General features: G+C 49.0%; 23 protein-coding genes and 1 tRNA gene. 13 read left to right on the top strand and 11 right to left on the bottom strand.

The features are described 5' to 3' along the window. Window positions 1–135: 135 nt before the first annotated feature. Window positions 136–1,017 (bottom strand): PPK2 family polyphosphate kinase, encoded by an 882-nt coding sequence (locus EKM99_RS00410; RefSeq protein WP_125579789.1) that lies wholly within the window; start codon window positions 1,015–1,017, stop codon window positions 136–138. A 175-nt stretch (window positions 1,018–1,192) separates the two neighbouring features. Here EKM99_RS00410 and EKM99_RS00405 point away from each other — a divergent pair, with 175 nt between their 5' ends. The 10 genes from EKM99_RS00405 (at window position 1,193) to EKM99_RS00365 (ending at window position 8,111) form a co-directional block, all read left to right on the top strand. Beyond that, window positions 1,193–1,855 carry a histidine phosphatase family protein gene (locus EKM99_RS00405; protein WP_125579787.1) on the top strand — a complete coding sequence of 221 codons (663 nt, stop codon included), beginning with the start codon at window positions 1,193–1,195 and terminating at the stop codon, window positions 1,853–1,855. A 23-nt stretch (window positions 1,856–1,878) separates the two neighbouring features. Continuing rightward, a complete protein-coding gene (locus EKM99_RS00400) occupies window positions 1,879–2,064 on the top strand; it encodes a PspC domain-containing protein (protein WP_125579785.1) in 186 nt (61 codons plus the stop codon). A 142-nt stretch (window positions 2,065–2,206) separates the two neighbouring features. Continuing rightward, window positions 2,207–2,680 carry a nucleoside-diphosphate kinase gene (ndk, locus tag EKM99_RS00395; protein ID WP_125579783.1) on the top strand — a complete coding sequence of 158 codons (474 nt, stop codon included), beginning with the start codon at window positions 2,207–2,209 and terminating at the stop codon, window positions 2,678–2,680. A 96-nt stretch (window positions 2,681–2,776) separates the two neighbouring features. Further along, a complete protein-coding gene (locus EKM99_RS15685) occupies window positions 2,777–2,944 on the top strand; it encodes a hypothetical protein (protein ID WP_164511464.1) in 168 nt (55 codons plus the stop codon). 19 nt (window positions 2,945–2,963) lie between these two features. Next, window positions 2,964–3,452, top strand: a complete 489-nt coding sequence (locus EKM99_RS00390; RefSeq protein ID WP_125579782.1) for a cupin domain-containing protein — start codon at window positions 2,964–2,966, stop codon at window positions 3,450–3,452. 310 nt (window positions 3,453–3,762) lie between these two features. Next, window positions 3,763–4,140 carry a hypothetical protein gene (locus EKM99_RS00385; protein WP_125579780.1) on the top strand — a complete coding sequence of 126 codons (378 nt, stop codon included), beginning with the start codon at window positions 3,763–3,765 and terminating at the stop codon, window positions 4,138–4,140. 159 nt (window positions 4,141–4,299) lie between these two features. Further along, on the top strand, window positions 4,300–4,698 hold the full coding sequence (locus EKM99_RS00380) for a TIR domain-containing protein (protein WP_125579778.1): 399 nt from the start codon (window positions 4,300–4,302) through the stop codon (window positions 4,696–4,698). Between the two features lie 52 nt (window positions 4,699–4,750). Next, window positions 4,751–4,838: transfer RNA gene (locus EKM99_RS00375), tRNA-Ser, on the top strand. Window positions 4,839–6,317: 1,479 nt separating this feature from the next. Then, complete coding sequence (locus tag EKM99_RS00370) at window positions 6,318–6,755, top strand: hypothetical protein (protein WP_125579776.1); 438 nt, start codon at window positions 6,318–6,320, stop codon at window positions 6,753–6,755. A gap of 174 nt (window positions 6,756–6,929) precedes the next feature. Beyond that, complete coding sequence (locus tag EKM99_RS00365; RefSeq protein WP_225419736.1) at window positions 6,930–8,111, top strand: CynX/NimT family MFS transporter; 1,182 nt, start codon at window positions 6,930–6,932, stop codon at window positions 8,109–8,111. Window positions 8,112–8,179: 68 nt separating this feature from the next. Here the strand turns inward: EKM99_RS00365 and EKM99_RS00360 are convergent, their stop codons facing one another. The 4 genes from EKM99_RS00360 to rnz all read right to left on the bottom strand — a co-directional run bounded on the left by EKM99_RS00360 (window position 8,180) and on the right by rnz (window position 12,571). Then, window positions 8,180–8,698, bottom strand: a complete 519-nt coding sequence (locus tag EKM99_RS00360) for an adenine phosphoribosyltransferase (protein ID WP_125579774.1) — start codon at window positions 8,696–8,698, stop codon at window positions 8,180–8,182. Between the two features lie 22 nt (window positions 8,699–8,720). Beyond that, on the bottom strand, window positions 8,721–11,093 hold the full coding sequence (recJ, locus tag EKM99_RS00355; protein WP_125579772.1) for a single-stranded-DNA-specific exonuclease RecJ: 2,373 nt from the start codon (window positions 11,091–11,093) through the stop codon (window positions 8,721–8,723). Between the two features lie 138 nt (window positions 11,094–11,231). Next, on the bottom strand, window positions 11,232–11,621 hold the full coding sequence (locus EKM99_RS00350) for a lipopolysaccharide assembly protein LapA domain-containing protein (protein ID WP_125579770.1): 390 nt from the start codon (window positions 11,619–11,621) through the stop codon (window positions 11,232–11,234). After that, entirely contained in the window at window positions 11,618–12,571 is a 954-nt protein-coding gene (rnz, locus tag EKM99_RS00345) for a ribonuclease Z (protein ID WP_125579768.1), read from the bottom strand. Before rnz ends, EKM99_RS00350 begins: the two co-directional genes overlap by 4 nt. A gap of 410 nt (window positions 12,572–12,981) precedes the next feature. Between rnz and EKM99_RS00340 the strand changes: the two genes are divergently transcribed. After that, entirely contained in the window at window positions 12,982–13,263 is a 282-nt protein-coding gene (locus tag EKM99_RS00340) for a hypothetical protein (RefSeq protein ID WP_125579766.1), read from the top strand. A 13-nt stretch (window positions 13,264–13,276) separates the two neighbouring features. Beyond that, the gene (locus EKM99_RS00335; protein WP_125579764.1) at window positions 13,277–14,026 is read left to right on the top strand and encodes a hypothetical protein; all 750 of its coding nucleotides are present in this window, start codon (window positions 13,277–13,279) and stop codon (window positions 14,024–14,026) included. Between the two features lie 300 nt (window positions 14,027–14,326). Here the strand turns inward: EKM99_RS00335 and obgE are convergent, their stop codons facing one another. Together obgE and uvrC are read right to left on the bottom strand one after the other, a co-directional pair. Then, window positions 14,327–15,622 (bottom strand): GTPase ObgE, encoded by a 1,296-nt coding sequence (gene obgE, locus EKM99_RS00330; protein ID WP_125579762.1) that lies wholly within the window; start codon window positions 15,620–15,622, stop codon window positions 14,327–14,329. A gap of 88 nt (window positions 15,623–15,710) precedes the next feature. Continuing rightward, on the bottom strand, window positions 15,711–17,528 hold the full coding sequence (gene uvrC / locus EKM99_RS00325) for an excinuclease ABC subunit UvrC (RefSeq protein ID WP_125579760.1): 1,818 nt from the start codon (window positions 17,526–17,528) through the stop codon (window positions 15,711–15,713). Between the two features lie 163 nt (window positions 17,529–17,691). Between uvrC and EKM99_RS00320 the strand changes: the two genes are divergently transcribed. After that, window positions 17,692–17,880, top strand: a complete 189-nt coding sequence (locus tag EKM99_RS00320; protein WP_125579758.1) for an SPJ_0845 family protein — start codon at window positions 17,692–17,694, stop codon at window positions 17,878–17,880. A 61-nt stretch (window positions 17,881–17,941) separates the two neighbouring features. Here the strand turns inward: EKM99_RS00320 and EKM99_RS00315 are convergent, their stop codons facing one another. The 4 genes from EKM99_RS00315 to tig all read right to left on the bottom strand — a co-directional run bounded on the left by EKM99_RS00315 (window position 17,942) and on the right by tig (window position 21,804). After that, complete coding sequence (locus tag EKM99_RS00315; RefSeq protein WP_125579756.1) at window positions 17,942–18,241, bottom strand: nucleoside triphosphate pyrophosphohydrolase family protein; 300 nt, start codon at window positions 18,239–18,241, stop codon at window positions 17,942–17,944. 2 nt (window positions 18,242–18,243) lie between these two features. Next, window positions 18,244–18,837, bottom strand: a complete 594-nt coding sequence (yihA, locus tag EKM99_RS00310) for a ribosome biogenesis GTP-binding protein YihA/YsxC (protein WP_125579754.1) — start codon at window positions 18,835–18,837, stop codon at window positions 18,244–18,246. Window positions 18,838–19,026: 189 nt separating this feature from the next. Next, on the bottom strand, window positions 19,027–20,283 hold the full coding sequence (clpX, locus tag EKM99_RS00305; RefSeq protein ID WP_125579752.1) for an ATP-dependent Clp protease ATP-binding subunit ClpX: 1,257 nt from the start codon (window positions 20,281–20,283) through the stop codon (window positions 19,027–19,029). Window positions 20,284–20,493: 210 nt separating this feature from the next. Next, entirely contained in the window at window positions 20,494–21,804 is a 1,311-nt protein-coding gene (gene tig / locus EKM99_RS00300) for a trigger factor (RefSeq protein WP_125579750.1), read from the bottom strand. Window positions 21,805–22,021 lie beyond the last annotated feature (217 nt).

The raw sequence follows: 22,021 nt of genomic DNA, 5'->3' as shown, positions 1-22,021 counted from the left end.
CTCCTAAAAAGCTGAAATTAAGTACCGTTACTTTAGCATTTTTCATACTTGAGAAGCAAATTTTTCAGTAATTGCTAAATACAAATACCCAATTAATATATCCTTAATAATCCCACAGGTGTAGCTTATTGTTAGCTACAATTCGCCCTCTTTTAGCTGGTGTAAAGTGGACTTTAATTTTTCTTTCGTTTCCGCGGAGACTTTGGGGTAAGTCGGATGAATATTTTGCATCCGTTTGACCAGGATGTTCGATACAATTAGTCGGGCAACGCCCTTATCATCCGCTGGAATCAGGTACCAAGGTTCCTTGCTCGTTGCCGTATTTTCCAACATCTTGGTATAGGCAACTTCATAATCTTCCCAGAAGGCCCGTTCTTGCATGTCGCTGGGTGAAAATTTCCAGTTTTTGCTAGGAATTTCAATCCGTCGTTCAAACCGATTGGTCTGTTCTTCTCGCGATAGGTGCAAGAAAAACTTGATGGTCACGAAGCCTTGGTGACGTAGGTACGTTTCAAAATGACGGAGATCATGGTAACGCCGATCGAAAAACTTGTCGCCCACGTCGTCAAGACTCTTAACCCCTGGCAGATTCTGCTTCAAGAGCATCTCCGGGTGAACCCGACTGATCAACACGTCCTCGTACTGGGAACGGTTGAAGATCCGAATCTCCCCGCGTTCTGGCAAGGCCTGGTTGATGCGCCACAAGAAGTCGTGGTTGAGTTGGAGGTGGGTTGGCTGTTTGAAGCTAATCACACTGGTCCCCGATGGATTCAAGCCACTCAACACGTGGCGAATCAGACCGTCCTTCCCCGCCGTATCCATCCCCTGGAGAATGATAATTACACCGGTCTGCTTTTCAGAATACAGCCTGCTCTGCAGGTCACTTAAGGTGGCCACGTTGGCTTCTAGAGCATTGGTGATCACAGCTTGTTCGGGAACCCGGTCGACTCGGGTCGCCAACTGACTGAGATCGATGGGGTGATCCCCCGTGTAACGATAACTACTTTCAGTACTCAATGCGCATCGCCTCCTGTTACAAAAATCATAGCATTTTTTACCCCGGTTGCGCGCGGAAAAGGCCTATTTTTTTGAGAAAAGCCATTTCACTTAGCTAAATGAGTGCGTTCCCGTGCTGGCATTGCTATACTAAGCATGTAACCACTTACGAAGTTGACGAAGGAGTTTACTAACTATGAAAAAAATTACCGCCTACTTTGTCCGCCACGGACAGACGATGCTGAACCATTACAATAAGGTGCAAGGTTGGATTGATTCACCGCTCACCGAAAAAGGCCGGGCGGATGCCAAACGTGCCGGTGAACAACTCAAGGGCATCCCCCTAACCGCTGCCTACAGTAGTGATTCTGGCCGGGCAATTGAAACGGCACGGATTGCTTTGAAACAGAATCCAGCCAACATGAACATCGTTTCTTACCAGTACCCCGAATTCCGGGAACAGTGCCATGGCTACTTTGAGGGCAATGACCTGAACCAAATGTGGCAATTTGTGGGGGCCCAAGTCAAATTGACCTCCGAGTCCGCTGTTCTGGGCACGTACGGCCTAGAAAAGGCCCGCGACCTGATTCACCAGGCCGACCTCTATGGCGAAGCCGAGAGCAACGATATGTTCTGGACCCGTTTGGACCGCGGCTTCGATAAGTTACGCGCCAACTCCAAGAACGGCGATGAAGTGCTGGTCGTCTCGCATGGCATGACGATTCGTTCCATCGTCGACCGGTACGCGCCAGAACTCGATGAAGGCATTGCCACCATCAATGGCAGTATCACCAAGCTGACCATTACCGACGATGATATCCACGTCGACTTCTTTAACAAGGTTGATTTTCAGTCTTAATTAAACCAAGGGAGGACTTCACCATGAAAAATATTCACCGTTCAAATCACAATCGGGTTTTCGCTGGCGTGCTTGGTGGACTAGCTGAGCATTTTGATTGGAACGTCAATGTGGCCCGGGTACTCTTCGTCCTGTTGGCCATTACGCCTGCCTTTCCGGGGCTCATTGCCTACCTCATCTTGTGGATGATTATGGGTAATCCTGAATAAGAGGTCACCTAGCAGTTCTCGTTTTCACGGGGACTGCTTTATTAGTTGACGTCGACGCCAGAATCCTCTACAATTTGGGGTGTTACTTGTTAGGTCATGAGCAATAAGAAATTGTTGCTCAAAATCCAAGGAGGTCTCTATCATGGCAAACTCAGAAAAGACTTTGGTACTGGTAAAACCCGATGGTGTCGCTGAAGGCCACATCGGTGAGATTATTTCTAGACTAGAAAGTAAGCGCTACCAAATTACGGCATTGCAGGTTGTTCGCGCCACCCCAGAACAACTTGAAAGGCACTACCGTGATCAGGTCAACAAACCCTATTTCCACGAGATTGAAACCTACATGACGGAAGGTCCCCTGGTCGCTATCATTGTGACCGGGACCGATGTGGTGAAGGCCGTTCATAATTTGGCAGGTAAGACACGGCCCAATGACGCCCAACCAGGCACCATTCGGGGTGATTTTGCCCACGAATATCCGGATGGCATCTTAAGAAATATTGTCCACACCTCTGACAGCCGGGAAAATGCGCATCACGAAATTGCCATTTGGTTCCCTGAATTAGCGGTCGAAGCGCACCAACAAGTTGCCAAGAAAGAAAAAGTTACTGAATAAATTTTACCGACGGATCTTGCAACTCGAGACCCGTCTTTCTTTGTCCAAAACTTGCGTCACTTCTGCTATAATCAAGGACAAGGTGGTGAATCAATCATGACTTTTCCAGAAGATATTTTCGAAGCTGCGGCCTATGAATGGCTCAAGCAGCAGGATTTGACCAAACGAACCCCTAAAGAAGTCAGCAACGCCTTGAATGAAGCCATTAAACAGGCCAAAGGCATCTCCCCCGCAACGCAATCACCTTGGGGGGAAAAACAGTAAGTCTACTTGGAGGTAGAACATGACTGGCAAACTAGAATACATTGATGCGCTGGCACTTAAACCGCATCCAGAGGGCGGCTGGTACCGGGAAACTTCCCGCAGCGCTGACCAATTCTTTGATAATGGAAGTCAGGACGCGCGCTATCACTACACAGCAATCTATTTTCTGCTGGACAGTACGCACCCTTCCCGCTTTCATAAATTAAATCACGACGAATTGTGGTTCTACCACGACGGTGCAGCCATCGCGATTCACTGCATCGCACCAGATGGTAACTACTATCAGGTCACGTTGGGCGCCGACGTCGCAGCCGGTGAGCATTTACAAGTCACCATCCCCAAAGAGACCATTTTTGCGGCCGAGGTCCCGGAACCGAACGCGTTCTGCCTAGTCAGCTGCGTTGTCGCCCCTGGCTTTGATTTTCACGATTTCACCCTGCTCAGCCAACAGACACTGTCTGCCGAGTATCCGGGACTGGTTGACGTGGTTGACCGACTGACGACTTAGGGTTGTCTTGCGTCCCACTGATTACTGAATCATCCAGCATCTTCATCCCTGTTCACTATAAAAGCAGTATGTCGAAGGGCAGAACTTTTGAGATTGACTCTGTTTATCACTGAATGGGAAATCTTATATCTACTGTTTGGCGTGGATCCTGTGTTAGACCAGTAGTCGTAGTCCTACCAAACCTCTTGGTGGGATTTTTTGCTAGCAACCAAAGCCGGAATAAGTAAATCAAGATTTGGTTCACCAGTTGGGCTCGACCTGCCGAATTTAAATTGAACGGGTAAACTAGACCTAAAGGAAGATGACTATAATGGATTTTATTGACTTAGCCCCAATTCAGTTGCGCCACACGCCCCTAGGAACGCGCCAGCAGGCTCCTAAGCTACATGACTGGCAACTAGACTGGCATAAACTGGCGGCACTCATACGCGATAATGGCGACGTTATGGCGGTTGTTCAGGCCGGCTTGGCCGAAGATTGGCTAAACACGCAGGGAACTATTTGGGATGAGAAATGGGGGTACTATCGTTACCCGAACGATAATCGGGAACCGGATGATACTGTTTTCTGGGCAGCGTCGACTTGGGCCACACCCGCAATCTTAGTGACCTTTCACAACGAATTGGCCAAGGCCTTTGCCTGCTACACCGTGGGGAATGATCCGGACTTTCACTATTTAGGCCGCTAAGTCCTTGTTAAGGAAGTCATTTAACAGATGAATCGTTATTGCGTGAAAATAAATTAGAACTGTTATATAGTTTTCATAAGATAAACACCTTGCTGTAACCATTTTGACTTTTAATTTGTCTACAATGAAGCCAAGTTCACCAGAAGGGACGTTTGGATTATGAGTGATTTATTTATCAGCTACCATTCGGCTGATCCGTTGGCGCATTCGTTTCAAATCCAACTCCACGAATGGGCGAAAAAATATTGGGAATTTCCGACTGTCAGCTTTCATGAACAAGAACCACCAGTTAGTTTCCAGTCACACAATGCTAGCGGAATTCGACGACGGTTACGTAAAGAAATCAAGCAGGCGCACCAGCTGCTCATTGTTATCAGTCGCGGCACTTGGCAGTCTGAATGGGCGGATTGGGAGATTGCGATTGCCAAACAAGAAGATAAACAACTGCTGGCTGCCAAGCTAGATAGCGCGAACATCTCCCCACTGGGACTGGTAGATGCCGAGCCAATTTGGATTGATCCGTTCGATCCGGTGGTCCTCAGTCAACGAAAATTTTAATTGAAGCTTGCATTTATAGTCATTATTGGTAGAATATATTAAGTAGTGACTTGGAGAGTTGGCAGAGTGGTAATGCAACGGACTCGAAATCCGTCGAACCGGCTAATACCGGCGCGCAGGTTCAAATCCTGTACTCTCCTTAAAGAGTTTGAAGAACCATAAAAACAGGAATCCGGCTAAATTAATATTTAGCCAGATTCCTGTTTTATTCATTAGAGTAGACGGGAAGTACAAAGGATTTTACCACTAATAATGTCAGGTCGCCTTTAAAACGGTTAATCACTAATCTACCCACTCTATTGACTTAATTGTCGTTCTCCTTCGTAAATTATATGAATTATTTAACCTTTCTGTATGTAAGGTTGTGGGCACAAATATATCGCTTCCTTTGGCCTTCCTCAACCGTAAGACTACCGATTCGTGAGCCTTATTCGCAACGAACACAATATCCAATTTCAAGCGATTCGGTTTCATATCACTGGTTAGAACCATGGATATCAAATCTTGATCCAAAAATATACGATGCATAATATTATAATTCAGCATTCGCTTCTTTGCTTCATGCCAGCGCGGATTCTTCTTTGCATCCTTCACCGTCCATTTTTTTGAATCAACATCGGCGATTATTGTCGATGCAGACTTACTCCCCTTATTTTGACTTTTTCCCACCCCATCAAATGAGGTAATTGATTTTCCGAGAAAACAACGTCGAATTGACTTATCCGATTGTAATTAGTCGTAACACGAACTTTGTGACCGGAAAAACATGCCCGGTAGTCCTCTAAAATCATTTTGAAATCAATATCGATCTCTGAACTTATCAGTAAATGATTTAAAGAAATATTGGTCACGTCTCGTGTCATCAAAGATTCACTCCCTCTACAAAAAAATACCGTCAGCCTATTAAAATAAACTGACGGCTCAAAGTTTAAACTACAGGTACGAATTGCGAAGCGTCCGCAATTAGGACTAGTGATCAGATATGAAGCCTCTGTCAGGCAACGTAGCGTACCTCAGCCACGCCAAACCAAGATTATTAAGAAAGGGACAGCTAAGCAGTCATGCCTTTTCTTCACTTGCTATCTTATTATGTTATTCTCTCACAGTCAACTTTTCTGCACAAGTTGAACTTTTATTTATGTAGCCCCTTCTTCAGCTTGCTAATTCTCATCGTCCCCTAGGCTAGGGCAAACGATACATCCCCTCCACTGAGCATTCAACCCAATAATCCCCATCACCCACCTGAGCATATTGATTGCACAAATGAACAAATTGCCCGATAATATAACTACAAGCTAATCAAATCGATTAGCTGTTAAGCACCACACTCCCCTTTTGCACCACCGCATGGATTCCGCACGAATCTTGATTTACCCCTAGTCCTCCTCAACGGACTGTTTTCTTTAACAATCAGGACCGCCTCCCACGGTCCTGATTTTTTTGCACATTTTCTTAGAAGCGGCCGTTTTGTTCTCGTTTTTCACGAGCTTAGGTGTGCGACATCGCCAATAAATTTCAAAAAGGATCCCCGGATAGGTCGTCCATCGGGTATACTATAAGTGACGTGAGGAATTAATCAGGCGCTACAGATCCTCACGACCATAAGAGGAGGCTCACTCATGCAAAAGAAAACGCTGTTACTCGCACTAATGGCCGGTATTGCGTTAACCACTACCGGTCTCAGCACAACGAACGCTGCCGCCGCAACCAAGATTCCCAGTAAATTTCGCCACAGCTGGTACCAACCCCTGAAGAACACCAGTAATCCCAGTTTCATCAAATTAAAGGCCACTTCCATCGACGCTGGCTCCAAGACCTTTCACCAGAAGCTCTCTGGCAAGCAACTGCAAGTCCTCAAGAAAAAGAGCGGCTGGTACCAAATTGGCACCAAAGGCATCACGAACCCCACCTACAAAGTGACCAAGCTGAAGGTTGACGGCAAGAAGCGCACTGTTCTATTGAAAAAATACACGACAAAATCCCATTACGCCGACGTTTACGTGATCGGCACCAAGACTAAGATTTCCTTGAATGCAGCCACCTTAGACCTTGGTTAGTCTTTTTTTAAGGACTGTGACGTTCGCCACGGTCCTTTTTTCATACCCATACCTAGCTCACCCCGTCAGTAAGATGTGGTCATCACCAACTCCTCATCATTTAACCACCTATTTTCTACCGGCACCGACAGGACTATACTAGACATTAACTTATTTTTTGAGGAGGACCTTTTCTTGGCGCAACCCAAACGCTCCTGGTTTTTACTGAGCATGATGCTCATCGCGGCTAACTTACGCTTACCAATCACACTGATGCCGCCGCTATTACCCAGTCTGGAAAAGACTTTGCATCTCCCCAGCTCCTTAGCTGGTCTATTGACGTCAATTCCCTTAATCACGTTCGCCATTTTCTCACCCCTAATTGTGAAATTAGCCCGGCGTTGGGGGAACGAGCGGACCGTCTTCACCTTGTTCTTACTACTTATCGCGGGGAGTTACCTCCGAATCATTCCCACTATCACGACCCTCTTTCTTGGCACCTTCCTGGTCGGGATTGGTGCCGACAGTGGCAACGTTCTCATTCCGGCACTCATTAAAGCACACGTCCCCGACCAAATCCAGCTGGGAACCAGCCTCTACACACTTTCCATGTTACTGGTTGGTGCTTTGGGCACCGCGGCGGCTGGTATCCTGATTTCCCACGTTAGCTTTGGCGGTACGCAGGTCATCCTCGGTCTCCTCAGTATTGTGGCCGCAATTTTCTGGCTACCGAACCTCCGTGCCAAACGCGTACCCCCACTGACCGCCACACAACAGGCCGCAAAGCCCCACTACCAGAGCGTCTGGCGGCAACGTGCCGGCTGGCTGCTCACGTTGTTCTTTGGCCTACAATCACTGGTCTACTATGTTCTCCTCACCTGGCTGCCTGAAATCTTCCTTGCCCACGGCGTCTCCACCATCGCTGCCAGTAACCTCTTGACCCTCTTTCAACTCAGCGGCCTCCCACTGGCCTTTCTCGTGCCCTACCTGTACACCAAACGCCATGGCATTCTCAGTCTGCTAATTATCATGACATTGGGTTACGTGGTGGCACCGCTGACCTTTCTGCTTCCCAGCCATTCAGTGGCTTTTCTCGCCGCGATGGCCCTCATCAGCGGACTGGGGTCCGGAGTGGCCTTCAACCTGTCCATCATGTTCTTCACGACCAAAACTACCAATCCATACCAAACGGCCGCCATCTCGGGAATGGCCCAGTCCGCGGGTTACCTGCTAGCTGCGGTCGGTCCGATCCTATTTGGCTACTTAGAAGAAAACACCCACTCCTGGACACCCGTTTTGACTGTACTCGCCGGTTTAGCAGTTGCATTAACGCTTACCGCGATCGTCGTTCAGCAACGTGGTGACATTATGGATTGATTTTCAGACACAAAATGGCAGCAGCCTCGTCCACACCGGACTGGGCTGCTGCCATTTAAATTAAGATCTTAGTATTCCATCAAACTAAAGATATCATAACCCTTTAACTTGTCGCGACCATGCAGGTCCTGCAATTCAATTAAGAAGGCCGTTCCCACGACGATACCGCCGAGATCCTCAACCAATTGAATCGTTGCGCCAATGGTGCCACCGGTGGCTAAGAGGTCATCGGTCACCAAGACCTTTTGCCCTGGCTTGATGGCGTCTTCGTGCATGTACAGTGCAGATTGGCCGTATTCCAAGTCATAGCTAGCCTTAACCGTCTTGCGGGGTAATTTACCCTCTTTTCGCGCTGGCGCAAAGCCAATGCCCATTTCGTAGGCCACGGGGCAGCCAACGATGAAACCACGAGCTTCGGGGCCGACAACCATTTCAACACCTTTATCCTTGGCGTACTTGACGATTTCGTCAGTCGCCGCGTGGAAAGCTTGGCCGTCTGCCATGAGTGGCGAGATGTCCCGGAACATGATCCCTTTTTCGGGGTAGTCTGGGACGCTTGCAATGTATTTCGTAAAATCAGTTGCCATAAGATTAAGTAGCTCCTTTATTTTAGTTCAATGGGGCATGAAGCCGTTGCAGGAGTGCCGCGGTCGGACAGCTTAAGAGCTCGTCTTCCGTCTGCATCTGCTGCTGTCTGAGTTGGTAACTTGGCGCCGACGTCAAATCCTTGTGCGCCGGCTGTGCCACACCATTCATCATCCCGCGTTCAATTGAGATAAACCCACACTCAAAGAACACCTGAATCATGAAGACTAACTGGGTCCGAGGTATCTGTAGAAAATCACTTAATTGACCCAGCTGATGCCCCACATCAACTTGTTGATGGGTTGCAACGAACTTAAACAGTTTAGCATATTGCGCGCGAGTTGGCATCCCCAATTGCGAAAGACTTTCTTTTTTGTAGAGATAAAGCGTGGTTTTCACGGGTTTTAATTGCGCCAAAACACTCGTTAAGTCAGTCGTCGCATCCGGGCAATCGACGATAAACGCCGGTGTATCAGCTGCCAGTGGCACTTGTGCCGACCCATCAAACAGTAAGGCCGTCGCACCAGTCGGTAGCTGACCCGCCAATTGTTGATACACATTGCGATGGAAGAAGACGTACACGCCAAAGGCCATAAACATGGCCTTATGCAACTTAGAGGTGCGTTGGTCAACGAACTGGTCGTTTGTACCAATAGTGGCTTCAACGGTGTCTGCAGGCGTCACAGGCGCCTCCGCTGAGCCCTCTAAACGCAGATCCTTCACCATCAGTTGGAGAGAATGCCGACCCTGCCAAACGTTGTCTTCAATGGCCCCCAGGACTGCCGCGGAATCCGGTGCGGCAGTCAACGCGGGCACGTTCTTCCCGGCGCCAAACTGGATGGCATTGAGTTGCTGCCCATTTTCCTGCAATTGAAATTTCAAATGTGAATGGTCTTTACCAATGGCCTTGATCTGCGTCAACGTCGCGGATTCAAAGGCAAACAGCGGTTGGACGTTGTCGGTCCCAAACGGTGCCATCTTGGCCAATTCCTGATACAGGGGCATGCTCACGTCCCCCACCGGTAACGACGCGGCAACGAGCAGTTCACTCGGCCCACTCTCGGTCAATTTTTGCTTGGCCGCTTCGACATCTAAGGCATCCGCTAATGGCCCTAGCTGGTCTTCTGGGAAGGTCAAGCCCACGGCCATGTGATGTCCCCCAAATGCGGTCATCAGGTCTCTGTGGCCGTCTAAGGCCGTGAAGAGGTTAAACGCATCGACGCTTCGTCCTGAGCCCTTCGCCCGGCCGTCCTGAACGTTGACCACCAAGGTCGGCTTTCCGGTAGTCTCGACCACTTTGCTAGCGACAATCCCCAGCACGCCCTCATGCCAATCGTGGCCACTGATGATCAATGTGGGTCGATCCCGGTGGTCCGCATCCCCCGCCTGTGCGAGTGCTGCTTCACTGATTTGTTTAACCAAATCCTGCCGGTGCCGGTTCTTTTGTTCTGTGTCCGCCGCCAACGACTTTGCGCGTTCATCATCCAACGTGGTTAATAATTCCACAGCGGGGCTGGCATCATCTAAACGACCCAACGCATTTAACCGGGGCGCAATCCCAAAACCAATCGACTGTTCATCCAGTTCGTCCGGTTTCAGACTCGCACCACTCATCAGCGCTTGTAAGCCCGGTCGTTCATCCTGTTTTAACAACTGGAGGCCAAAGTAAACCAAGACACGGTTCTCGTCGGTCAGTGGGACCAGGTCGGCAACGGTGCCAATTGCAGCCAAGTCTAACAAATCTTGAGGAATTTCTTCCCGCAGCGCTTGTGCCACTTTAAAGGCCACCCCAGCGCCCGACAGGCCACCGAAGGGATATTCGGCACCCGGGTAACGGGGATGAATGATTGCGTACGCTGCCGGCAATTCTTGGGGTAGTTCATGGTGATCAGTCACCACAACGTCCACGCCAGCTTCATTAGCCGCCGCAATCGCCTCATTACCGGCGACCCCGTTATCCACGGTCACGAACAGTTGCGTCCCGGCCGCAATCAGCTTTTGAAACGCCGCGACGTTAGGACCATACCCGTCCGTAAACCGGTTCGGGATATAGTAATTAACCTTAGCGCCCATTTCATTCAACGTTTCATAGAGGATGGACGTACTGGTGACCCCGTCAGCATCGTAATCGCCATAAATGGTAATCTGTTGGTCGGCACCAATCGCGTCCTCAATCCGGGCCACCCCCTTGGCCATGTCGTGTAACAGGCTGGGGTCATGAAGCTGTTCCGGGCCAGGATTCAGGAACGCGTGAACTTGTTCCGCTGACTGGTACCCACGATTCCAAAGAATCTGCGCAACAATCGGTGAAATACTTTCCGTCTGGGCCAAAGCCTGAGCCTCGGCAGACGGTTGATTAACGTTTTTGACATTCCAGTGGTACTGTGCGGCAATCACCAGCAAACCATCCTCTCTAATATAACGCTCGCCAACGTGTCAAAAATAGAAACGGACGCCGCAGAAATTAGTGCCTACTTCACGCTAATTTCTGCAACGTCCAGCTACTCAGAACGTTGGTCTCTGACTAAAAAATGCTTACTTTTTCGCTAATTGGTCCTGTAAGTCAGCCACTTGGGCCTTTAAACTCGTAATTTGTTTTTCTTGAAGGCCAGCGGCTTGCTTGCTGTTCGAATTTTGCAGACGTTTATTTAACCGATCATTTTCGGCTTGTAACGTCGCAAGATGCTCACCACTCGTCTTCTCGAGCTCTTTATAAGCCCGGTTATGCTGGAAAGTGTTGATTGTCGAAAAGAGGATCATCAAGACGGCCCCAATTAAAATGGAGACCAGTAAAATCAAAATCAGCGGCCAATGAACCGTGGTAAACCCGAAAGATACCGGGACGCTTGCCACGTTGAGGATTGCAAACACCGCCACAACGATCACCAATAAAATTGTTACCACGATTCGCCATTGATTTTTCATGACTTTGCACCAGCCTTGATTAATTTTTGAAACGGCACATCAACCGTATCAAAGTCTTTCACGACCTTGGTATTCGAGAACACATCGCGTGCCTGATGTTGAAGATCTAACGCCATCTTCCCGGTGTACCGCGCCGAAATATGATTCAGCAGGAGTATCTTGACGTTCATGCGCTTAGCCAATTCCGCCGCCTGAATATTGGTAGAATGGTAATAGGCACGCGCCAACTTACTTTCACCCTTGGCAAAGGTACTCTCGTGCACCAAGACGTCCGCGTTACGTGCTAGTTTCTCTTCGCCAGGCGTCTGCCGCGTATCGCCCAAGATAGCAACGATGCGTCCGGGCTGAGCCGGTCCCAAGAAATCTTCACCGTTCACAGTACGCCCATCAGGTAAGGTAACCGTTTCTCCAGACTTAAGTTTACCATAGACGGGGCCGGACGGGATTTGGGCCGCCTTTAATTTTTCGACCTGCAGTTCACCGGGATGATCCTTTTCCTCGACCCGGTACCCAAAACATTCGATGCGGTGGTCCAGGTGTTGGGCGTAAACCCGGAACTTATTGTCTTCAAAAACCAGACCATCCTCGGCCAATTCTTGATAATGAATCTTATAGGAAAGTTTGGTCTCCGAAACCCGCAAACTGATTTCGACGAAGGAACGAATCCCCTTGGGTCCATAGATAGTCAGTGGTTCATTGCCGCCTTGAAATGAGCGACTACTCAAAAGACCTGGCAACCCAAAAATGTGATCGCCGTGCAGGTGGGTAATAAATATTTTATCAATTTTACGTGGCTTTAAAGTTGTCCGCAAAATTTGGTGTTGCGTCGCTTCACCGACATCAAAGAGCCAAACGGAATTCCGTTCGTCTAAGAGACGCAAGGCGGTACTCGTTACGTTACGGAACTTTCCTGGCGAGCCAGCGCCGGTCCCTAAGAATTCAATTTCCATATTTTTTTCGTTCCTATCCTATTTAGAAGTCCGAACACCATTTTAGGGGATTTTCACCGAAACCGCAACTCTTCCACCCTGCTTTTCGAAATGGTCGGGCTCAGAATCGCCAGGGTAAAGGGAATATCGTGCCTAACTATCGCTTACATTGTCTTTTTCTGCCCTGGGTTAACCTGTGGTGGAGCGGTCTCCCGCTATGATTTGCCCCGCCGCATTCCCATTTCAACTCGCTATTTCCTATAGTTAACGCGCCCATAGATCCCCCGGCTACAGGTTCTTCCAACCATACTAGTAACAGTCTTCCCCAGCTGTGCGTCCCAGATTTTCTCTGAAATTTAAAGTCAGGGCTGGGGTTCACCGGGAAAATTCGGTATACTAAGGACAAAGTCACCAACTGGGGAGGGAGTGCCTTGCGTCTCATTGATTTTAATCGTTCAACGCTGGATCTACATCCGGCCCTCAAACTCTACTGGGAGGTTGATCACCACCTGCAGGCAATCGTTGACCTCCAGCCGGCCAAACACCAACAACTGGTGCTGGTCAGTGGTCCTGGACAACCGTTAACCCTGGACCAATTTCGTGCCCGCAGTCAACAAAGTGATCCGCACGCCAGTCTCTTCATGGCCAACGAAAACGCACCGATTCGGCTTTACGGTTACCGACTGGTGCCCCATCAAATTTTACTCGGTTGAAAGGAGTTTCATTATGCGTTTACGTCAAATTACCCTCATCGCAGGTCTGAGTGTAGTCGTCCTCGGCCTCGCAGGTTGCCAATCTTCCGGTCAAAAGAGCACTGCCAGCTTTAAGAACGGTAGTAGCCAGTCTAGCAGTTACAGCGCCCCTAAACCAGATGCCGCTGTGACCAGTTCGTCCTCATCTAAGAAAGAGGCGCAGACCTACCAACCTACGGCCAAGCAAACGCGGGGTGCCAGCTACGTGAAGTCGGGCAACTTAAAGTCCTCCGGTCAGTTCACCTACGACCGGGTGGGCACCAAGCTCCAGTTGGCCAAGGTCAAGCACCCCAAGACCAGCATTAAGAGTGGCAAATTAACCTATAAGGTCACCACCGTCCGCGTTATTGAAAACACGGCCGAGACTGCTGCCGCCAAGCGAATGGCTGCTCAGGCGTTGAATTTGATCACGTTGGAGAGCCCTTACTACACGATTCAAGTCAAATTTACCATTACCAACCGCGGGTCGCAGGACATGAAAACAGACGGCATCAAAGCACTTCGTTTGAAAAAGGGCTTAGAACTCAACGCCGCCAATCAGCTGAGTGATGCCAGTGCCGGCAAGACCATTGCGGCTCACGGCAAGCTGGCCACCTTTGCGACGGGACTGGCGAGCGAAAAAACCGCTCCCACCTTCAAGTCGGTGAAGATTGCCTTTGCGGGGGCCTACTCGGGACAGAAACAGGTCGTCGCACCAACTGGTTGGTTGAAGTTGAAACTTTAGACTTCCTAACTTGTGTCTTCCCACTACACAAGTTAGGGAAGCAAATGGCTTTAACACGCCACATAATTTAAAATTTTTAACGTAGACGTTATCTTTCACGTCTGCGTTTTTTTTGCCAAAAAAAGAGGCTCCGACAATTTTTTGTCGTAACCCCTTCCTGATTTTACATTGTTGAAATGTGCGCCAGTAGGCAACCGATTCCGCTTAACAGCGATAGCCAAACAATCCAAACCCAGGATTATTCGGCTATCCCCGTTAATGCTCGTCAGTTATGCGCCTACTGGCACACTCTTTTTCTGACTAAGCCATATATTCAAACGTAAAGTCGCCAATCTTGACGGAATCGCCATTCTTGGCGCCGTGGTCCCGCAGACTGTCATCAACGCCCATCCCCCGCATTTGCCGGGCAAAGCGTAAGAGACTTTCGTCATGATTAATATCGGTCATCTGGAACAACTTCTCGAGCTTTTCACCACCCAAGACCCAAGTACCATCTGGATCCTGTGTCAAGGTGAACTCAGCAGCTGGCTTAAACGTGTATTCCGCCGTCGTAGCCACTTCTGGCTGCTTAACTGGGAACTGTGGCGTTTCTGCCAACATGTCCGCTGTGCGCCCTAATAATGGCGTTAACCCGTCATGCGTCAATGCAGAAACGGCAAAAATCTCCGGTGTTTTCGCGAGCAACTTGTCCTGCTTCAAGTCTTCCTTGAATTGGGCCAAGTTATCCGCAGAATCCGGCATGTCCATCTTATTAGCAACTACAATCTGCGGCCGCTTTAAGATGTCTGGATCGTACGTTTTCAGTTCTTCGTTGATCTTTTCGAAATCCTCGTAAGGGTTCCGGCCTTCCAGGCCACTCATATCAATCAAGTGGAGGATGACCCGCGTCCGTTCAACGTGGCGCAAGAATTGGAAGCCTAACCCAACGCCGGTAGCGGCCCCTTCGATCAGACCAGGCAAATCGGCCATCACAAAGTCGCGACCATCGGGCAACCGCACCATCCCCAAGTTAGGAACCAGCGTGGTAAAGTGGTATTCGGCGATCTTCGGCTTGGCACTCGTCACCGTCGACAACAACGTGGACTTCCCAACTGAGGGGAACCCAACGAGACCGACATCGGCCAAAACCTTTAATTCCAATTGGACTTCAAACTCTTGCCCGGGTTCACCGTTTTCGGCGATTTCAGGGGCAGGGTTCTTAGGCGAAGCGAAATGAATGTTGCCCCGGCCACCACGACCACCTTTGGCAATGACGGCTGAATCATCACTGGCAACGAGATCAGCCATGATTTCCCCCGTTTCCAAGTTGAGGACGGTTGTGCCTTGGGGAACTTTGATAATGGTATCATCGGCACCACGGCCGGTCATTGATTTAATCGCCCCATTGCCACCGTTCTTGGCCTTGAACTTCCGGGAGTACCGGAAATCCATCAGGGTCCGTAAGCCTTCGTCGACTTGGAAGATGATGTTGCCACCACGACCACCATCGCCACCAGCTGGGCCACCGTTAGGCACAAACTTTTCGCGACGGAAGGCCACCATACCATTCCCGCCGTTCCCGGCCTTCAGGTTAATTTTAACTTGATCTACAAACATAATTATTATTCCTCGTTTTCTAAACCAGCGCATGCTGCTTTGTCTGTCAAACTCCTGCTAGCTAGTATACCGGCAAACGGTCGCCACGTCAAAGTTTGGTTGGGGTTCGGGGATTTTTAATTTCCGCCGTCTCCGTTGCCAGCGTGACGTGAATCGTTTGTGCCACAGCTTCGCTAATGCCCAGGCCGCGTAAATCATCCACACTGGCCTCGCCAATCTTCTTGGTAGAGCCAAACTTCCGCAACAATTTATTACGCGTCTTTGGCCCGACACCGGGGATCCGATCCAGCCGGGAACTCAGTGAGTGCTTGGTATGAACCTGTCGGTGGAAGGTAATAGCAAAGCGATGAACCTCATCTTGAATCCGTTGGACCAGGTAAAAGCCCTGACTCTTGGGATCCAAATGAATATGATGGTCGTCGCCACCGAATAACAGATCGGCCGTTTTATGGTGATCATTTTTGACCATCCCGGCGACCGGTATGTGGAGGTCCAGTTCATCCGCCAGAACTTCTTTGACCGCGTTCATTTGGATGTCACCCCCGTCCATCAGAATCAAGTCGGGCATGGCCGCATGCTCCTTTAGGAGCCGACTGTAGCGGCGCCGAATAACCTCCAGTGTACTGGCCGTTTCGTCCGCGTGATCCACGGTCCGGAGCTTGTATTTCCGATACAACTTCTTATTGGGTTGACCGTCAACGAAGACGACCATTGCAGAAACTAGATCCGCCCCTTGAATGTGAGAGTGGTCAAAGGCCTCAATCTTATGGCCCGGCGCAATCCCCAGCGCGTCGGTAATTTCCTGCATGGCTCCCGTAGTCTTGCTTTCATCCAGCTCCAGTAGCCGAAACTTCTCTTCTAAGACCAGTTTGGCGTTCTTCCCGGCCATCTCCAGCAAGTCCCGTTTTGTCCCACGCTGCGGCGTTCTAACGGGTACCTTGAGCAGTTCCTCGATGACGTCGTGGTCAATCTCACTGGGGACCAAAATTTCACGGGGCAACACCGTATTTTTACGTTGATAGAACTGAACGATAAAGCTCGCCAATTCCTCTTCAGCGGAGTTCACCACCGGGAACAACCGCTTTTCCCGTTTCATCAACCGGGCCTGCCGAATGAAGAAGACCTGAATCGACAGCCACCCTTTATCCAAATGATAGTTAAAAATATCACGGGGCGTGTTGTCGTTAGAGATAATCTTTTGCTTCTCCACGGTCGCTTCGATGTAGCGAATCTGATCGCGCAGGTCGGCCGCACGTTCATATTCCATATCACTGGCGGCCTTGTCCATCCGCCCAGCGAGTTCCTTCTTGGCATGAGCGACATTCCCATTTAAAAAGGATTTGATTTTCCGAATCTGCTTGGCGTAGTCCTCTTCTGGCACTTCTTTGAAGCACGCCCCCAGGCACTGGCCCATGTGATAGTAAAGGCATGGCCGCCCTTGAAAGCCGGTACAGCGTCGCAATGGGTAGACCTTCTGGAGAAAGTGCATCGTCTCCTCGGCCGCGTAGACGTTGGGGTACGGACCAAAGTAATAGGCCCCATCCTTACGAATATCACTGACCAACAAGAGTTGCGGGTCCCGTTCGTTGGTAATCTTGATGTAGGGATACCCCGTCCCCCGTTTGAGCTTAATGTTGAAGTAGGGTTGGTGCTTTTGAATCAACGTGATTTCAAGTAAGAAGGCTTCCTTGTCAGTCGAGGTGATAATCGTTTCAAAATCAACGATCTCACTGACCAGCTGAGCGGTCTTACCGGTATGGCTACTCTTGAAGTACGAGCGCACCCGGTTCTTCAGGTTCTTCGCCTTACCCACATAAATAATCTGACTGTTGATGTTTTTCATCAGGTAACAGCCGGGAAGGCCCGGCAGTAACGCTAGCTTGTGTTCTAAATATTCCGATGCCAAGGAAGATCCCTCCCGTTTTTTATCGTTAAGATTAGCCTTTAAAGTATAAGACGAATGTCTGTTTGGTGCAAGCGAAAGCCCCCGTTTCGCGCCTATGGCTTGAAAAATGACAAATCCCAGGATTTCTGCTATGATTACTGAAAAAGCAAGGAGGTGGTTCGATTTGGCATTGAAAGTCAAGCGTCAAGATGACCTGGATTCCATGTTCGGTAAATTTGCCCAAATGGACCCGACCGACGTTAAACGCGACAAGTTTCTCAAACGTAGCGACGAACACAAGGGTGATAAAAAAGGCAAGGGTTTGATCAAGGATGACAAGATCAAGCACGAGAAAAAACATGAACACAACTAACCTGGTCGTTAAAAAGGACTCGCGGAAATTCTTCCGGGAGTCCTTTTTTGTGTACAGCTGATTAATGGTTCGGTTGGTAGCCATGGGGGTAGCGGGCATTGAGCCGTTTGATGTTGTCTTGGGCAACTTCGTCAAAGTCAATGTCTGCCCACTGCGAAATTTGGCTGAGGTACCAGAGCACGTCGCCCATTTCCTTCACAATCGCATCATGATCCATGCTCTTGCCGTGGAACGTGTAGTTCTTGACCAAATCAACGACCTGGCCCGTTTCACCAGCCAAGCCCAAGGCACAGTTGGTTAAGACCTGTTCGTTGCCGTACAGCGTCCGGTTCGCAGCTTTTTGATATTCGTTAAATTCCAAAGTTATTCCTCCCCAAAGGCTTGTTGCTCAATCCAGTTCCAAACGGCATCCTTCCCAATCTTCTTGGGTGCCGAGAACATAATGATGTTATCCGTATTCGGTAGATCCATGGTCTTTTTGATTAAGCTGACGGCCTGGTTCCATTTGCCGCGCGCAATCTTGTCACTCTTAGTGGCAACGATCAGCGTTGGCAAGCCATAGTAAGCCAGCCATTGGTACATTTGCACGTCGTCTTCAGTAGGCGCATGCCGGGCATCGACTAAGGAAACGACCCCTTTTAACTGGTCACGCTGCGTCAAGTAGGTCTCAATCATATTACCCCACTTTTCACGCTCTGCCTTGGAAACTTTCGCGTACCCATAACCAGGGACGTCAACGAAGTAGAGTTGGTCCTCCACGTTGTAAAAGTTTAGGGTTTGCGTCTTCCCAGGTTGTCCCGACGTCCGGGCATAAGAGTTTCGGTTAATCAAAACGTTCGTCAGTGAGGATTTCCCCACGTTAGAACGACCGACCAACGCAATCTCTGGATACCCCGTCGTTGGGTACTGCACGGGATCCACCGCGCTCATGACTAGTTCCACATGATTGACTTCCATTAGTTCGTCCATCCTCTCCAAAATATCTTTCACTATTCTAACACAGAAAACATGGCGACAGGCCAACTTTTCTGGTCACGGACTGGTTAAGCTAGCTGTGACGGGCAAAGGAAATTTTTCGCCGTATCGGTCCTCCTAACAAAAAAAGTGCCAAGGCAAGCGCCCTGACACTTCTCTGTTGACTTAAATTTATGACGCCTTTTGGTCCTTCAAAACCAGTTCAGGCTCTGAATGCTGCGTGACCGTATCAGCGGTAATCACAACCTTGGCCACGTCACTCCGACTTGGCAGGTCAAACATGATATCCCGCATAACGTCTTCAATGATGGACCGCAAGCCCCGGGCACCCGTGTTACGACCAATGGCTAACTTGGCCATTTCACGTAAGGCTGCTGGTTGGAACTGCAATTCAACGTTGTCTAACGCCAAGAGCTTCTCATATTGCTTAACCAAGGCATTCTTCGGTTCTGTCAAAATCCGGACTAAGTCATTTTCGTCCAGCTTCTCCAGCGCCGTTAAGATTGGCAAACGACCAATGAATTCGGGAATCAACCCAAATTGTAAAAGGTCCTCGGGAATGATGTGTTGCATCAGGCTATCACCCGAAGCCAAGACATCCTGTTCCTTGGTGTCCGCACCGAAACCAATCGTTTGGTCACCCAACCGCCGTTTAACGATGCCGTCAATGCCATCAAAGGCCCCACCAACGATGAATAGAATGTTGGTCGTATCAATTTGAATGAACTCTTGTTGGGGATGCTTACGACCACCCTGAGGCGGCACGTTGGCAATCGTACCTTCCAAGATCTTCAATAAGGCTTGTTGGACACCTTCGCCAGAAACATCCCGCGTAATGGAGACGTTTTCGGATTTCTTAGCAATCTTGTCAATTTCATCAATGTAAATGATACCCTTTTCGGCCCGGTCAACGTCGTAATCGGCGCTTTGTAAGAGCTTCAAGAGGATATTTTCCACATCTTCACCCACGTAGCCGGCTTCCGTCAGCGTGGTGGCATCGGCAATGGCAAATGGCACGTTCAAAATCTTTGCCAGGCTTTGCGCCAGGTAAGTCTTCCCAGAACCAGTGGGTCCGATCACAGCAATGTTACTCTTCTGTAATTCGGGACCATCATTGTCCGTTTGTGCCATTTCATTGACCCGTTTGTAGTGATTGTAAACGGCCACAGAGAGCGTCCGCTTAGCTTCACTTTGGCCGATGACGTATTGGTCAAGTGTCTTGACGATATCAGCAGGCGTCGGCACTTCTAAGGTTTCTTGTGCAGCGTCTTGATTGAATTCTTCGTCGATGATCTCCTTACAGAGGTCGATGCATTCGTTACAGATGTAAACACCTGGACCAGCAACAATCTTCTGAACTTGATCTTGTGTCTTGCCACAGAATGAGCAGGTCACTGGGCCATTCGTTTCGTCGGTGTTTTCAAACAATAAACTCACCCTTTCTCTCCAGGCTTAAGCCTTAACTAAATGACGCATTTTGGTCAGTTAACCCGTCGAACTAACCAGGTCTCCCATCAATCGTGTACTATACCACAGTTAACGGCGCCTGAAAATCAATTTGCCTCGCCGGGTCCTGGATAAAAAAAAAACCGGGACAACAACACGTGTCGTCCCGGTCATGTCTACAAACAACGAAGATTATTCGTCGTCTTCGGCATCCTTCTTCTTGTCTTGCTTAGCGGAGTCGGCAATTAAGTCAACGGCACTCTTGATGGCGATATCATGCTTCAGCATGTCATCTGAAAGGGCACTGCGAACAGCACTTTCTTCCATACCGTATTGAGCGGCTAAGTCCTTGACTTCAGCAGCAACTTCGTCTTCGGAAGGGACGATCTTTTCGGCTTCAACAATGGCCTCTAAAACCAAGTTGGTCTTAACGCGCTTGTCAGCACCGTCAGTGAATTGCTTACGCAAGTCATCTTCAGTCGTTCCAGTCAATTGGAAGTACATCTTAGGTTCGATACCTTGTTGTTGCATGTTAGCCAGGTATTGATCCATCTGACGGTCAATGTCATCTTTCAACATAGCAGCTGGTACGTCAGCAATTTCAGCGTTGTCAACAGCTTCACTGATGGCTTCGTCTTCGATGGCTTCGTGAGCAGCGTTCGTCTTTTGGTCCTTTAAGTTATCCTTCGTCTTAGCTTGTAATTCTTCTAAGCTGTCAACGTCTTCGTCAACATCCTTAGCGAATTCATCATCTAAGTCAGGCAATTGCTTTTCCTTAACTTCGTGCAAGGTTACCTTGAAAGTGGCTTCCTTGTCACGTAAGTCTTCGGCTTGGTAATCCTTAGGGAAGGTTACTTTAACGTCCACGTTTTCGCCAGCCTTGTGACCAACTAATTGGTCTTCAAAGCCAGGAATGAAGGAGTTAGAACCTAATTCCAAGGAATAGTTGTCAGCCTTACCACCATCGAATTGCTTGCCATCAACGTAACCGTCGAAGTCAATCACAACAGTGTCGCCTTCAGCAGCTGCTTCGTCTTCTTTCAAGACTAATTCAGCTTGTTGTTGACGTTGCTTTTCGATTTCAGCATCGATGTCTTTTTGGTAAACCCGCGTGTTTTGCTTGGTTACGCTGAGGCCCTTGTATTCGCCCAACTTAACGTCTGGCTTAACAGTGACAACGGCCTTCAAAACCCAAGCCTTACCCTTGTCCATGGATTCAACGTCCACTTGAGGTTGGTCGACTGGGTCAATGCCAGCTTCTTTGATAGCAGCTTCGTAAGCATCTGGTAAGACGATGTTTAATGCATCTTGGTAGAGTGCTTCTTCACCGTACATTTGGTTAAAGATTTGACGTGGAACCCGGCCCTTACGGAAACCTGGAACCGCTAAGTTTTTCTTGGTACGTTGGAATGCTTTGTCTAAGCCTTCCTTGATCATGTCAGGAGCAATTTCAAAGGTTAATTCGCCTTGAGTTGCTTCCTTTTTTTCCCATTTTGCAGCCATTATTTTCCCTCCGAAATGAAAGATATTACTATTTACAATTCTAGCAATTGCATACTGTATTAGTGTACCTTATGGGGCCCAAATTGTAAAATGATTTTTGCTGAAACACCGTGAATGGCGCGGATTCTTTAGGATTTCGCCCCATAAAAATCATAATTCAAGCCCATTCACCATGCCAAAACAAAAGGGACCGAAAAGATAGACTTTTCGACCCCTC

The organism is Levilactobacillus cerevisiae, from assembly GCF_003946245.1.
In the GTDB taxonomy this organism is placed as follows: domain Bacteria; phylum Bacillota; class Bacilli; order Lactobacillales; family Lactobacillaceae; genus Levilactobacillus; species Levilactobacillus cerevisiae.
Note: the sequence above shows the minus strand (reverse complement) of the source record. Positions and strands in the feature narration are given on the sequence as shown.

Excerpts from the sequence above, each read along its gene's own strand:
- EKM99_RS00405 (WP_125579787.1), top strand. The coding sequence starts at position 1,193 with ATGAAAAAAATTACCGCCTACTTTGTCCGCCACGGACAGACGATGCTG.
- EKM99_RS00400 (WP_125579785.1), top strand. The coding sequence starts at position 1,879 with ATGAAAAATATTCACCGTTCAAATCACAATCGGGTTTTCGCTGGCGTG.
- ndk (WP_125579783.1), top strand. The coding sequence starts at position 2,207 with ATGGCAAACTCAGAAAAGACTTTGGTACTGGTAAAACCCGATGGTGTC.
- EKM99_RS15685 (WP_164511464.1), top strand. The coding sequence starts at position 2,777 with ATGACTTTTCCAGAAGATATTTTCGAAGCTGCGGCCTATGAATGGCTC.
- EKM99_RS00390 (WP_125579782.1), top strand. The coding sequence starts at position 2,964 with ATGACTGGCAAACTAGAATACATTGATGCGCTGGCACTTAAACCGCAT.
- EKM99_RS00385 (WP_125579780.1), top strand. The coding sequence starts at position 3,763 with ATGGATTTTATTGACTTAGCCCCAATTCAGTTGCGCCACACGCCCCTA.
- EKM99_RS00380 (WP_125579778.1), top strand. The coding sequence starts at position 4,300 with ATGAGTGATTTATTTATCAGCTACCATTCGGCTGATCCGTTGGCGCAT.
- EKM99_RS00370 (WP_125579776.1), top strand. The coding sequence starts at position 6,318 with ATGCAAAAGAAAACGCTGTTACTCGCACTAATGGCCGGTATTGCGTTA.
- EKM99_RS00360 (WP_125579774.1), bottom strand. The coding sequence starts at position 8,698 with ATGGCAACTGATTTTACGAAATACATTGCAAGCGTCCCAGACTACCCC.
- EKM99_RS00350 (WP_125579770.1), bottom strand. The coding sequence starts at position 11,621 with ATGAAAAATCAATGGCGAATCGTGGTAACAATTTTATTGGTGATCGTT.
- rnz (WP_125579768.1), bottom strand. The coding sequence starts at position 12,571 with ATGGAAATTGAATTCTTAGGGACCGGCGCTGGCTCGCCAGGAAAGTTC.
- EKM99_RS00335 (WP_125579764.1), top strand. The coding sequence starts at position 13,277 with ATGCGTTTACGTCAAATTACCCTCATCGCAGGTCTGAGTGTAGTCGTC.
- obgE (WP_125579762.1), bottom strand. The coding sequence starts at position 15,622 with ATGTTTGTAGATCAAGTTAAAATTAACCTGAAGGCCGGGAACGGCGGG.
- yihA (WP_125579754.1), bottom strand. The coding sequence starts at position 18,837 with ATGGAAGTCAATCATGTGGAACTAGTCATGAGCGCGGTGGATCCCGTG.
- tig (WP_125579750.1), bottom strand. The coding sequence starts at position 21,804 with ATGGCTGCAAAATGGGAAAAAAAGGAAGCAACTCAAGGCGAATTAACC.